General features: G+C 36.3%; 12 protein-coding genes. 3 read left to right on the plus strand and 9 right to left on the minus strand.

Features of this window, described 5'->3' with window-relative positions:
• Positions 1-9 precede the first annotated feature (9 nt).
• From FS802_RS07870 to mecA, 3 genes are all read right to left on the minus strand, one after another.
• Entirely contained in the window at positions 10-1254 is a 1245-nt protein-coding gene (locus tag FS802_RS07870) for a competence protein CoiA (RefSeq protein ID WP_070168541.1), read from the minus strand.
• An 80-nt stretch (positions 1255-1334) separates the two neighbouring features.
• Positions 1335-2879, minus strand: a complete 1545-nt coding sequence (locus FS802_RS07875) for a cardiolipin synthase (protein WP_000799207.1) — start codon at positions 2877-2879, stop codon at positions 1335-1337.
• A 72-nt stretch (positions 2880-2951) separates the two neighbouring features.
• Positions 2952-3635, minus strand: a complete 684-nt coding sequence (gene mecA, locus FS802_RS07880; protein WP_000350712.1) for an adaptor protein MecA — start codon at positions 3633-3635, stop codon at positions 2952-2954.
• Between the two features lie 342 nt (positions 3636-3977).
• On the opposite strand from mecA, the gene FS802_RS07885 reads away from it, so the two are divergent.
• Entirely contained in the window at positions 3978-4652 is a 675-nt protein-coding gene (locus tag FS802_RS07885; protein ID WP_000362605.1) for a TerC family protein, read from the plus strand.
• Positions 4653-4701: 49 nt separating this feature from the next.
• Here the strand turns inward: FS802_RS07885 and spx are convergent, their stop codons facing one another.
• Positions 4702-5097 (minus strand): transcriptional regulator Spx, encoded by a 396-nt coding sequence (gene spx / locus FS802_RS07890; protein WP_000258267.1) that lies wholly within the window; start codon positions 5095-5097, stop codon positions 4702-4704.
• A gap of 594 nt (positions 5098-5691) precedes the next feature.
• On the opposite strand from spx, the gene FS802_RS07895 reads away from it, so the two are divergent.
• Positions 5692-5895 (plus strand): hypothetical protein, encoded by a 204-nt coding sequence (locus FS802_RS07895; protein WP_000559978.1) that lies wholly within the window; start codon positions 5692-5694, stop codon positions 5893-5895.
• A 28-nt stretch (positions 5896-5923) separates the two neighbouring features.
• Here FS802_RS07895 and FS802_RS07900 read toward each other — a convergent pair whose 3' ends face one another.
• Positions 5924-7570, minus strand: a complete 1647-nt coding sequence (locus FS802_RS07900) for a peptide ABC transporter substrate-binding protein (protein WP_088048326.1) — start codon at positions 7568-7570, stop codon at positions 5924-5926.
• A 353-nt stretch (positions 7571-7923) separates the two neighbouring features.
• Here FS802_RS07900 and FS802_RS07905 point away from each other — a divergent pair, with 353 nt between their 5' ends.
• Positions 7924-9369, plus strand: a complete 1446-nt coding sequence (locus FS802_RS07905) for an MATE family efflux transporter (RefSeq protein WP_141546006.1) — start codon at positions 7924-7926, stop codon at positions 9367-9369.
• A gap of 131 nt (positions 9370-9500) precedes the next feature.
• Here FS802_RS07905 and FS802_RS07910 read toward each other — a convergent pair whose 3' ends face one another.
• The 4 genes from FS802_RS07910 to opp3b are packed head-to-tail and all read right to left on the minus strand — an operon-like array spanning position 9501 to position 13433.
• The gene (locus FS802_RS07910) at positions 9501-10436 is read right to left on the minus strand and encodes an ABC transporter ATP-binding protein (RefSeq protein ID WP_000166353.1); all 936 of its coding nucleotides are present in this window, start codon (positions 10434-10436) and stop codon (positions 9501-9503) included.
• The gene (locus FS802_RS07915; RefSeq protein ID WP_000854346.1) at positions 10429-11472 is read right to left on the minus strand and encodes an ABC transporter ATP-binding protein; all 1044 of its coding nucleotides are present in this window, start codon (positions 11470-11472) and stop codon (positions 10429-10431) included. Before FS802_RS07915 ends, FS802_RS07910 begins: the two co-directional genes overlap by 8 nt.
• Before the next feature lie 18 nt (positions 11473-11490).
• Positions 11491-12507, minus strand: a complete 1017-nt coding sequence (gene opp3C / locus FS802_RS07920) for an oligopeptide ABC transporter permease (RefSeq protein WP_098654959.1) — start codon at positions 12505-12507, stop codon at positions 11491-11493.
• A complete protein-coding gene (gene opp3b, locus FS802_RS07925; RefSeq protein WP_000534165.1) occupies positions 12504-13433 on the minus strand; it encodes an oligopeptide ABC transporter permease in 930 nt (309 codons plus the stop codon). The genes opp3C and opp3b overlap by 4 nt, the downstream gene beginning before the upstream one ends.
• Between the last annotated feature and the right edge of the window lie 13 nt (positions 13434-13446).

The following is a 13446-nucleotide window of genomic DNA, read 5'->3' on the forward strand; positions in this document are numbered from 1 at the left end:
CGATTTTTCTTATGTAATTCCTTCACGATCAGTCTTTATTATATCCCCTTTTCCTTCTCTCATGTTGTACTTTGCCTCAAATAAAGATAAGGCATACGCTAAGCAAATTTCATCATATTTCATAACTTCCTCCTCTGTTTTTAACATAACTACCTCTCTTTTTTTCCGGTACTTATAAGTCCCTACTTTCTGCAATACACCTGTATAACATAAAAATGTCATATATTCAGCAACTGCTACTTTCCATATATGCCGTGAAAAGTACGGGAGCATGCGCCTTTTCACATACATTTTCACATAACTACATACATATTGAAGGGAAATACAATCCCCTACCGCAAGCTCACCTATACACTTTATATATAGAAAAGCTTGCCATATAAATGGATTTGTTTGAAAAGCAAATGAGGACGGGAGTGGCACACCGATTTCAGAAGGAAAATTTGCTGGGGTACATTTACATTGATATAAGAGGCGTAATAGTGACTTATGATTGTAATTCCAAATCGGCAGAGCATTTTGCCGAAAATAGCTCTTTCGCTTTTTCCATTCCTCACCTAATGTTTCTTTTCGGAAAGAGACGGGAGAAAAGAGCATTTCAAAAGTAGTCGTTTCAGTTGGTAAATAGATAATATGTGAGAAAGAGACGCTTGTAGAAAATGAAGTGAGAAACGCGCATTTCATAAATGATTTTTGTTTCGAACAGAAGAAAATAAGAAATGGCTGAGGATAAGATTGTAAGGAGAAAGCCATAAGTGAGGAGAATTTCATCCAATATGCTGATTGCCTTTTCAATTGATTTCCACCAATGATCCAAATGACCTGTATACCAGCTCGCCAATACGAATAGGTTCGTTTGTACAGCTGCTCTATAGAGAGATTAGCGCATTGGTATTCAATCGCAATTGTTCTCCCTGCTCTCTCTATGAAAATATCTGGTCGTTGCTGAATTTCTGGAAGATAGTGCTCTATATACACAGGAAAGTTTTGACGTTTGAACCACCTATATAACAATTCTTTACCGTGCATATGATACATAGATTCTGCTTCATAAAAGGCAAGACACGCGTCCATTTTCTTATGAGCAAAATGCCAACTTTTTTGTTTCCCTAATTTCATTTGCACTTCCTTCCCGCAAGCTATGCAAAAGAAGCTTTCCATTTTACGCATACGATGTAAAAGCTCTTCATCATGATGATAGAGTAGATGAATTTTTTCTCCGTTTTCTCTTTTGGCGATAAACATCGGAATCACACCCTTTCAGCTCCTTATATTCTACAATTTATTACAAATTCCTTTTAAAAAAGAGATGTCCCAATTTCGGACATCTCTTTTTATAATAAAGGTGATAATAATCGATACGTCGATTCAACAATTCGTCTATGAAGACGCCTTTTATGAAAACGATCGACATGAATTTCACTTGATTCTTCTATATCCTCTTTATAATCTTGAACAAGTTTTCGAATGCTGTCTGTATCATATAAAAAGGCATTTACTTCAAAGTTCAAATGAAAACTTCTCATATCCATATTAGCAGTCCCAATTGAAGCTAGATCAGAATCCACAATGACAACTTTACTATGGAGAAAACCTTTTTCGTATTCATATATCTTTACCCCTGCATCTAAAAGCTCTGGGAAGTACGATCTCGATGCGTAAAAGACGGTGCGCTTATCAGGCTTACTCGGCATTAACAAACGAACATCAATACCAGCAAGTGCCGCTACCTTTAATGCGGATAAAATATCATCATCCGGAATGAAATACGGCGTCGCAATCCAAATGGATTTCCGCGCAGAAGCAATCATGGCAAAGTATAAATGTTTAATTGTTTCCCATTTATTATCTGGTCCACCTGCAACGAGCTGTACGCCTCCCCAATGATCACCCTCAACTGCTTTCGCTTGTAAATATTCAGGGGCCAGCACAGCCTCACCAGTCATATAAAACCAATCTTGAAGGAAAATAAGTTGCAAGCTTTGAACAGCTTCACCACGCAAATATAAATGCGTGTCTCGCCAAAAACCGAAATATTTATCCTTTCCTAAATATTCATCACCAATATTTAATCCACCGACAAACCCTTCGTTTCCATCAATAATAACGATTTTTCGGTGGTTTCGATAATTAATCTTATCGTTTAAAATCGGAAAGCGCACAGGGAAAAAAGGAATCATTTCTACTCCTGCATCATTCAATTCTTCAATATATGAATTCGATAATCTAAAACTTCCAACCGCATCATATAAAAAACGAACGACAACACCTTCTTTTGATTTCTGTATTAAAATATCTTTAATTTCTGTTCCAAGCTTATCATCACGCACAATGTAATATTCCATATGAATGTGGTGTTTCGCTCGTTTTAATCCATCTAAAATGGCCTGAAACGTTTCATCTCCATTTGTTAATGTTCTCGTTTCAGTTTGAAATGAAATATTTAAAGCGCCTAAGCGGTCCGCTAAACGAAATAACAGCTCTTGATGCTTATGATTGCGCAAAATCCGTTCTTCGTAATCTTCATGCCCCTTATACTGTAAAAATGCTTGTTCATCGAGCAACGCCTTCTTTTGGAACATTCTCTTCCTCCGAAAGTTCTGTCCAAATAATAAATAAGCGAAGAATCCAAATACCGGAAAAATACCTAACACAATGAGCCATGTAAGTGTTTTAGACGGATGACGGTTCTCTAAGAAAATAACGCAGCCAATTAAAAATGCAGATACCGTAAATAAAATACTAATAATACCTAAAATCGAAACATCTTTTATCCCAATTACATCCGAATAAAATGCTACATCAATAAACATACGTAACGAAACAAATAATGCGAACAATAGTAGAACAAAGAAAATCAACTTTAATGTATTTTTCATCTCTTACCTCCTTACTAAGAAAGCTTTCCTATTCTTCATATAAAAAGCCGATTTCATACTACAGAAATCGGCCTACGTTTTAGCAGGAAAATTATTGCGAATTGTTTCAAGCGCACGCTCTTTCACAATTTGTTTCCCATACTCACTTACACGATGAATTGTTAAAGTTGATTCTTCTCCGTATTCTAAAACAATACTTAAAATACGATCAATTTCTTCTTCATCATGTAGCACTTCATCGAATTCCACATATACATAATAGCGGTTCTCAAATGAATACAGCTCATCTTTTATATCTTCAAAGATAAGACGGTGGCTTAATGAAATTACATCTTCAAAATCATTAAACTTAATTAAAAAGCCAAACGTACCATCTTCGTTAAAGTTTGTTCCTGCTTGTTCTTCTACCTCTTCCACTAATTCTTGCTGGAATAATGATTCAATGCCTTCATCTAGAGGAATGTCTATAATTTTATCTACACCTATTGGTAGTTCTAGCTTTTGTCCATCCTTTGAAAGCTCTGCTTTCGTTACAAGTACTTCAATCCCTTTATCGACTGCTTGCACTTGAATCCATAACGGTCCATCAATAAAGAAATCATCATGATCACGAGCTTCGTCCATCATCTCCCAAAAGAGCTCTTCACTTCGTTCGCGGTCATACCAAATTTCTTCACGATTAAACCCTCTATCCTCTATATCAATGTACGTAATAAAAAATTTCATCGTATGGTCATTAATTCTTTCAATATCCAAAATACAACTCTCCCTTCCTGCTTAGAATTGTTATGAAGGGATTCCCCACTCATATGACAAATCAATAGATTCTTGTACTCTCATTTTATGATAAGATTCTCCAGAATGGAAATAAAATCGATTTATTTTACAAAAATAGTTATATGCCTATCTTCATTCGACCATCTACACAAATATATCATTATAGCGATTTCTCACTTATGAAAAATTTGGACATACATTTCCACCCTCCCCCGTACACTGTAATAAAGTGAAACTTTTATTAGAGAAGATTATTTAGTCTCTCTCTTCACCACATACATACATTTCGCTTATTAAAACATCATAAATGGAGGCAGACGAATGGACTTAGAGTTTTTAACATCTGTACTAATGATTGTCGGTATCGATGTTGTATTAGGTGGTGACAACGCAATCGTCATCGCACTAGCTAGCCGAAATTTACCTGAATCGAAACGAAATAAAGCCATTTTGATTGGTACTCTTTTAGCAATCGTACTAAGAATTATCCTTACTATACTAGCTGTCTATTTACTCGACATTCCATTTCTACAACTTATCGGGGGCGTTTTACTTACATTAATTGCAGTAAATTTACTAACTGATAATAGCAACGATCTTTCTGCTATTCAGGGGAAAACAACTTTATTTCAAGCTGTGCGTACAATTGTATTCGCGGATCTCGTTATGGGGTTTGACAACGTTATTGCCATTGCAGGTGCAGCTCACGGAAGATTTTTACTCGTAATAATCGGCTTACTCATTTCTATCCCGATTATTATTTGGGGTAGCAAACTTATTTTAATACTTATGGAACGCTTTCCATTCCTCATTTATTGCGGAGCAGCGATTCTCGCCTATACAGCAGGAAAAATGGTTACACATGAAGACAGGCTTGCAACGTTCTTTCATAATAATCCAAATTTCACCACAAGCATGCCTTTCTTATTCATTTTCACTGTTCTATGCATCGGTATTATCGTGCAACAAGTTCGATTACGAAACGTGAAACATTAAAAAAAACCTTCTACTATATAATAGGTAGAAGGTTTTCATATTATTATAATTAATTTACAAGACGCTGTGCTTCACGTAATTGAAACGTTCTTACTGTACGTGGTAAGAAACGGCGGATTTCGTCTTCATTGTAACCTACTTGAAGGCGTTTCTCGTCAATCATAATTGGACGACGTAAAATCCCTGGATAGTCACGAATCATCTTATATAAATCTTGAAGTGGTAAAGACTCTAAATTTACATTTAATTCTTGGAAAACTTTTGAACGAGTAGAAATAATCTCATCCGTTCCGCTTTCTGTCATACGTAAAATCTCTTTAATTTCCTCAATCGTTAATGGATCTGAGAAAATATTACGTTCTGTATAAGGAATATGATTTTCCTCTAGCCATAATTTCGCCTTTCTACAAGACGTACAGCTTGGAGAACTATATAATGTTACCATACAAAGCTCACTCTCCTTAAAGAGTACAAATTCTGTACTAATTACAGTTTAAATTTCTAAATTCAGCAATTTTTTACGATACCTTGTCTTATAACAAAGTGCAAAAAATCGCATTTCATGTAAGCAACAACTTTGAGCAAACAACAATTACTTTTAATAAGTAACTTCTATAATCATTATACAATAGATTTTGCAAGAAATATACAGTAAATTTCCTTCTAATTGAGAAAACTCTTCCGTGTATTCCACTGCTATGTAACATAATTACACTAACTTCAGCTGTACTTTAACAATAACCTTCAACCCTCTTAATACTGGCTTGTCATAGATTTTTCATGTGATATACAGTTATTTCCCCATAATCTTCTCTATGAAAAAGAGAACGTTTTCTTACCTTTTCTTGATAAATCAATTAAGAAATGTAAGACTATACAAGTGAGAATCAAAAGGAACACTTGTTCTTATTTTAACAAACATCCTCATCCATGTCTATACGATTTCTAAAATAAATCAATTATTTTTCTGACATTTCTTTCTTTTTTATCTTTTATCTCATACAATAAACATACAGACAGGCAAAGGGGGAATTTTCAAATGATTGCTTTTTTTATTGATTTTGTCACTGTTGCTGCCCTCATCATCGGAATCACAGCATTGATTGGTGTCATTACAAATAGCATTGGTGAAAAACTCTTTGGCGGAAAAGAAAAGATGAAGTTTGTTAATAAAAGTTTGGATGTACAATCCGGCTGGAACCAAGTTGGCGGGAAAGGTATTTATAAGAAACGTACGTATTAAAAAAAGCAGGTAATCACCTGCTTTTTTCTTATTTCTCTACTGACGCCCATTTAAAGCTTAAATCGCCGCCATATTTATGGTTGTACATATTTTTAATTGATTCTCTTTGTAAGTATGCTCTACCACGTTGATATACTGGAACAATCGCAGCATCATCAAGTAACATTTTCTCTGCTTCCAGTAAGTTTTTCCAACGAGCATTTACATCACTTCCATCTTTCTTCGCTTTCATGATAATTTCATCATATTTCGGATTAGAGTATTTCATTTTATTTTGTGATCCGTCCGTTACGAACATATCAAGGTATGTAACTGGATCTGGGAAGTCTGCACTCCATCCAGAAAATGACATAACATAATCGCCCGCATCTTCTAGTTTTAGTTTTTGCGCAAATGGTTGTTGTTTAATTTTCACTGTTAAACCTGGTAAATTCTTTTCTAATTCACCTTTTAAATATTCACCTGTTTTCTTCGATAATTCAACGTCTTCATTTAATAGCTCTAATTCGATTTCATTTTTACCAAGTTCTTTTTTACCAGCTTCCCAATACTTCTTCGCTTCTTTCACGTTTGGTTTTACAATATCTCCATTTACAGCACGGAAGTCTTTCTTATCTGGCCCTTTAATGAAGTTATCAGGAATTAATCCTGTTGCTGGCTTAGAACCGTTATTTAATAATGTATCAACGAACGGCTTACGTTCAAAAGCAAGTGAAATTGCTTTACGAATATTTTTATTTGCTAAAGCTGGGTCTTTTTGATTTAAACGAAGGAAGAATACAGATGTATCTTCTACTGTTTGGAAATCTGGTTTTCCTTTATATTTATCGATGAACTCTGCTAATAACGTCGCTCGATCGACTGCGTTTGTTTCATATAAATTAATTGGCGTAGACGTATCTTTTACAATATTAAAGTTTACTTCCTCAATCTTCACTTCTTTATTGTCCCAATATGACGCGCTCTTTGTCATTTTAAAGCTACGTTCATGTTGCCAATCACTTAATGTAAATGGTCCGTTATAAAGTGTTGTATTCGCTTCCAAACCAAACTTCGTACCTTGCTCTTTCACAAACTTTTCATTCACAGGATAGAAGATTGGATATACCATTAAATCTACAAGGTATGGAATTGAATTGTCTAATTCCACTTCTAATGTATGATCATCAATCGCTTTTACGCCTAATTGATCTGGACTCATCTCTTTTTTATTAATTTTCTCTGCATTTTTTATATCATACATAATGTACGCTGATTTCGCAGCTGTATCTGGGTTAATCGCTCTTTGCCATGCGTATACGAAATCCTTCGCCGTCACAGGTTCACCATTTGACCATTTTGCGTCTTCACGTAATTTAAATGTATATTTTTTACCGTCTTCTGACTTTTGGAATTCCTTCGCTACACCAGGAACTAGCTTATCATCTTTTCCTAAACTGTATAAGCCTTCCATCGTATTAGTCATTACTCTTGAAGAAACTGCATCAGCTGATAACGCTGGATCCATCGTTGGAATTTCTTGTGTTTCAATTAAGTTAATAACTTGCTTCGCACCGCTTTTCCCGCTATCCCCTTTTGCGTTCGCTTGCGGCTCATCTTTTTGGTAGCTACATGCCCCTAACATCATGCTCATCGCTACTGTTGATACTACAAAAACTGGCATCTTTTTTTTCATACTTCCACCCTCCACAAAAAATGTTAGCCCTTTCATTTTCAAACAAATAGAAATATATATATGTTCTAACAATTCATATTATACATACAAATATATTTTTTGTATATTTATATTTCTATTTTATTAAAATTTTCTGTAAAAAAATAAACCTTTGTAAACGTTTCATATTGCCGATTATCCTTACTAAAGTGTTAATAATAACTGTTTTTATATTTCTCTAAATTATCAGAGAAAAATAAATTTTATATCTCATAATACTTTGTGCATAATTATCCTTCTCTATTTATCATAAAATGGCGCTCCCTTCATAATAAAGATATGTAGGTTAAAATGAGTGCAAAGGATAAGAAAGTATGTTACGATACACTTTGCTAAAAATAGATATCGGTAAAGAGGGGACGGACATGACAGCAATTCAGGCAAAAAACGGGCCGACAGAGAAATTAAGTTTATTCTTATTAACATGGCCTATTTTTCTAGAAGTTTTTCTATTTATGTTAATGGGGATCGCTGATACTTTCATGTTAAGTGCATTATCAGACGATGCTGTATCTGGGGTTGGTGCAGCGAATCAATACCTCCATATCGCTATTTTGGTACTTGAAGTCATCGGGAACGGCGCAGCTATCGTCGTATCTCAATACCTCGGTTCCAAACGTTTTATGGAAGCATCAAAAATATCAGCTTTAGCCGTCACATTAAATTTAGTGGTCGGACTCATTATAAGCGCTGGTTTTCTTTTATTTTCAAAACATATGATGATGGCAATGAACTTACAAGGCGATGTACTCATGTATGCGCAAGGCTATTTATCCATCGTCGGAGGCGCTATTTTCCTTCAAGCTATTATTAATTCATTAGCCGCAATTATCCGCGTACATGGCTTCACAAAGCAAGCGATGTTTATTTCACTTGGAATGAATATTATTCATATCGCTGGAAACTACGTACTCATTTTTGGGAAATTTGGTTTCCCAGAGCTCGGTGTACAAGGGGCTGCCATTTCTTCTGCTGTCAGCAGATTAATCGCACTTATCGTTTTCTTCTGGTTACTGTACCGCGTTATGGAATACCGTGTGAAATTACAATATTACTTCACCTTATCTAAAGAATACATCGGGAAAATTTTAAAGATCGGGATTCCCTCTGCATTTGAGCAGGTTATGTATCAAGCTTGCCAAATTGTCTTCTTATACTATGCAACATACTTAGGAACGGAATCATTAGCGGCTAGACAATACGCTACGAACATTTCTATGTTCACTTATTTATTCGCGATTGCGATCGGTATGGGAACAGCCATTATTATCGGACGCCTCGTTGGCGGTGGTGAAAAAGACGAAGCGTATGAACGCGTATGGAAAAGTGTAAAGTGGGCAATTGGAGTCACTTTATGTATGGTCGCTCTCGTTATTACATTCCGTACACAATTAATGGGACTATTTACAGATAATCCGCACATTATTACGTTAGGTGCATCAGTTCTTTTACTAAGTGTACTACTTGAAACGGGACGTACAATGAATATCGTCATTATAAATTCACTTCGCGCAGCTGGTGATGCAAAGTACCCCGTTTTAATCGGTGCATTCTCTATGGTGTTAATGAGTTTACCACTCGGCTACTTTTTCGCCTTCCATTTAGATATGGGGCTCGTTGGTATTTGGCTAGCGATTGCTATTGATGAATGGACACGTGCCATCATTATGTTCTTCCGCTGGAAAAGTAGAGCGTGGGAACGTTATGCACTCGTTAAACCTGAAGAACAAGAGGAGAGTGTTTCTGTTCAGGCACAGTAATACTCGTTTAATTAAAATGCATTCATCGGAAAATAACATTTATATTCACTTACCGACAAATGTTAACAATACAACTGTTTATAGAATAGAAAAAGAGCCATCCTTCTGTAGCGGAAGAATGGCTCTTTTTCTTATTGATAAATCTCTTTATATTTCTTATACTCTGCTTCAGAACATAATACGAAATGTCCTGGGCGAATTTCACGCATTGTTGGTGCTTCACTAGCATAATCATGCTGAGATGGATCGTATACGATACGTTTACGATTGCGCTCATAATCTGGATCTGGAAGCGGAATTGCTGATAATAGTGATTTCGTATATGGATGAATTGGATTCGCATATAACTCTTCACTTGTTGTTAGCTCAACGATTTGACCACGGTACATTACGCCGATGCGGTCACTAATGTATTTTACCATTGATAAATCATGGGCAATGAATAAGTATGTTAAACCTTTTTCTTTTTGTAACTTTTTCAGTAAGTTTACAACTTGCGCCTGGATTGATACGTCAAGTGCTGAGATTGGCTCATCAGCAATGATAAATTCAGGTTCTACAGCAAGTGCACGAGCAATACCGATACGTTGACGTTGTCCACCTGAGAATTCATGAGGGAAACGGTTTGCGTGCTCTTTATTTAAACCAACTGTGTTTAATAATTCATGAACACGGTCCATACGCTCTTTTTTGCCTTTTGCTAGTCCGTGAATATCAATACCTTCTGCAATAATATCCCCTACTGTCATACGAGGGTTTAATGATGCATATGGATCTTGGAAAATCATTTGCATTTTACGGTTGAACTTCTTCAGTTGTGCGCGTGATTTTTTACCATGTACATTTTCACCATCGAACAATACTTCACCAGCAGTTGCATCATATAAACGAATAATCGTTCTTCCAGTTGTTGATTTACCACAACCTGATTCTCCTACAAGACCAAATGTTTCTCCGCGGTAAATATCAAATGAAATATCATTAACCGCTTTGACAACACCACCACTCACGTCGAAGTGCTGCTTTACATTTTTTACTTCAATTAATTTCTCACGTTGTTTAGTCATGTTGTTCACCTGCTTTCATTTGAAGAATGCGTTTTTCAACAACTGCCGGCGGTTTTACTTCTGGAGCTTGCTCGTGAAGTAACCAAGTTGCCGCATAGTGTGTATCACTTACTTTAAATAAAGGTGGGTCCATTTCAAAATCAATTTTCAGTGCCTGTGGGTTACGTGGTGCAAAAGCATCTCCCTTTGGCGGCTTTAATAAATCTGGAGGCGTTCCAGGGATTGCATATAACTCTTCTTCTGAACCATCTAAACTTGGCATAGACGCGATTAAACCCCAAGTGTACGGATGTTTTGGATTGTAGAAAATTTCATCAACCGTTCCAATTTCAACAACTTTACCAGCGTACATAACTGCTACGCGGTCCGCAACGTTTGCCACTACACCTAAGTCATGCGTAATGAAAATGATTGCCGCTTCTGTTTTTTGCTGAATGTCTTTCATAAGCTCTAAAATTTGCGCCTGAATTGTAACGTCTAGCGCTGTTGTCGGCTCATCGGCAATTAATAATTTTGGGTTGCAAGCTAACGCCATCGCAATAACTACACGCTGTCTCATACCACCTGAGAATTGGTGAGGATATTGTTTTAAGCGCGCTTCTGGATTTGGAATACCTACAAGGTCGATTAATTCTAACGCAACTTTACGTGCATCTGCTTTACTCATCCCTTGGTGTTTAATAAGGCCTTCCATAATTTGATTTCCAATTGTCATCGTTGGGTTTAATGATGTCATTGGATCTTGAAAAATCATCGCGATATCTTTACCGCGCACTTGTTGCATTTCTTTTTCTGTTAGTTTCGTTAAGTCACGACCTTCAAATACGATTTCACCGTTTTTAATACGTCCTGGAGGATTCGGAATTAATCCCATTAACGCTTTAGAAGTAACTGATTTACCAGAACCAGATTCTCCTACAATCGCTAATGTTTCTCCTTTTTTCAAATCAAAAGTAACACCGCGTACAGCTTGTACTTCACCTGCATGTGTATCAAAGGAGACTTGCAAATCTTTTACCTCTAGCAATGTTTTCATTTTTACTTCTCCCCTCTTTTACTTACGCATTTTTGGATCTAACGCGTCGCGTAATCCGTCTGCCATTAAGTTGAATGCTAAGATTAACATACTGATGACAACCGCTGGGATGAACATCATATGTGGATACGTTTGAATTGATTTATAACCATCGTTTACAAGAGAACCAAGTGATGCGAATGGTGGCTGAATACCTAAACCGATAAAGCTTAAGAACGCCTCACCAAACACTGCTGTTGGAATTGTAAACATTGTCATTACGATAATTGGTCCCATTACGTTCGGGATTAAGTGTTTTACAATTAACTGTGTATTTGTTGCACCTAATGTACGAGATGCTAATACGTATTCTTGATTTTTTAATTTCAGGATTTGTCCACGAACGATACGCGACATCCCTATCCAACCTGTAATCGCCATTGCGAGTGTAATTGACCATATACCAGATCCCATAATGATTACCATTAAAATAACGATGATTAAGTATGGAATACCGTTAATAATCTCCATAATACGTTGCATAATATTATCTACTCTACCGCCATAGAACGCTGAAATACCTCCATATGCAACCCCAATTACTAAGTCAATTGCTGCTGCTAAAAGAGCGATATATAATGATACGCGCGTACCTTCCCATGTTCTTGTCCATAAATCGCGTCCAAGATCATCTGTACCGAACCAGAAATACTCTTTAATATCACGTTTTTCATATTGATCAACACCATATTGATCTGTACCGTCAAATGGTAGCCAATGAACATTTTCAATAACAGGAATTTTCGGTGGTAATTTCGCACGACCTAAATCTTGCTCTTTATACGAGTGCTTACTTACCATCGGTCCTAAAATTGCTAGTAATATAATAAGCGCTAATAAAACGAAACCAAACATCGCTCCTTTATGTTGGAACAAACGTCTTCTTACATCTTGCCAAAACGTTAAGCTTGGACGGGCAATGACTTCATTATCAACATTATTTTGATTGGCTTGTTGAAATAAATCTGGAGATAATTTTTGTACATCTTTCATCATTTTTTCCCTCCCGCTAAACGAATACGAGGATCAATAATTCCGTATAAAATATCAACAATGAAAATAACTAAGATGAAAATCGCACTATAGAAAATTGTAGTTCCCATAATAACTGTATAATCATTCACTGTAATAGATTTAACGAACTGTTCCCCTAGTCCTGGTACAGCATATATTTGCTCAATAACTAATGTCCCTGTAATTAATCCTGCAACCATTGGTCCTAAAATTGTTACAACTGGAATTAACGCGTTACGAAGTGCGTGTTTGATAATGATAACGCCTTGGCTAATTCCTTTCGCTTTCGCTGTTAAAATGTAGTCAGCTTGCATAACTTCAATTAACTCTGCACGAGCGAAACGTGCGATTGTTGCGATAACTGCCATCGATAAAGCGATTGTAGGCATTACGGTAAACTCTGGTCCTTTCCAGAATGCTACTGGGAACCACCCAAGTTTTACCCCTACGAAATATTGTAGTAATGCGGCGAATACGAAAGATGGTACCGACATCCCGAGTACGGAAATAATTGTCGCCCCATAATCGACCCACGTATTGTTACGAAGTGCCGCAACGATTCCTAAAATTAAACCGATAAATGTTCCTAATATAATCGCTTGTAAACCAAGTTGTGCTGATGGTCCAATGCGATCCACAATCATATCTGTTACTGGACGGTTATCATATTGGAATGATACCCCTAAATCACCTTTTGCTAAGTTACCTAAGTAACGTGCATATTGAACTGGTACTGGATCATTTAAACCATATTTTTCAAGAATGATTTCTTTTTGTGCCGGTGATAGTTTCTCCTGGTTTTTAAGCGGAGAACCCGGAAGTAATTTCATCAAAAAGAAAGTCAGTGTAGTAATTAAAAATAATGTCAAAGCCATGTACACGAAACGTTTTAATACATAACGTCCCATAGTCAAGCACCTC

The organism is Bacillus sp. DE0042, assembly GCF_007680225.1.
Taxonomy (GTDB): Bacteria; Bacillota; Bacilli; order Bacillales; family Bacillaceae_G; genus Bacillus_A; species Bacillus_A wiedmannii.

Coding starts and splice junctions, on each gene's coding strand:
- FS802_RS07905 (WP_141546006.1), top strand. CDS start 7,924: ATGTTACGATACACTTTGCTAAAAATAGATATCGGTAAAGAGGGGACG.
- FS802_RS07885 (WP_000362605.1), top strand. CDS start 3,978: ATGGACTTAGAGTTTTTAACATCTGTACTAATGATTGTCGGTATCGAT.
- opp3C (WP_098654959.1), bottom strand. CDS start 12,507: ATGATGAAAGATGTACAAAAATTATCTCCAGATTTATTTCAACAAGCC.
- opp3b (WP_000534165.1), bottom strand. CDS start 13,433: ATGGGACGTTATGTATTAAAACGTTTCGTGTACATGGCTTTGACATTA.
- spx (WP_000258267.1), bottom strand. CDS start 5,097: ATGGTAACATTATATAGTTCTCCAAGCTGTACGTCTTGTAGAAAGGCG.
- FS802_RS07910 (WP_000166353.1), bottom strand. CDS start 10,436: ATGACTAAACAACGTGAGAAATTAATTGAAGTAAAAAATGTAAAGCAG.
- FS802_RS07895 (WP_000559978.1), top strand. CDS start 5,692: ATGATTGCTTTTTTTATTGATTTTGTCACTGTTGCTGCCCTCATCATC.
- FS802_RS07915 (WP_000854346.1), bottom strand. CDS start 11,472: ATGAAAACATTGCTAGAGGTAAAAGATTTGCAAGTCTCCTTTGATACA.
- FS802_RS07875 (WP_000799207.1), bottom strand. CDS start 2,879: ATGAAAAATACATTAAAGTTGATTTTCTTTGTTCTACTATTGTTCGCA.
- FS802_RS07900 (WP_088048326.1), bottom strand. CDS start 7,570: ATGAAAAAAAAGATGCCAGTTTTTGTAGTATCAACAGTAGCGATGAGC.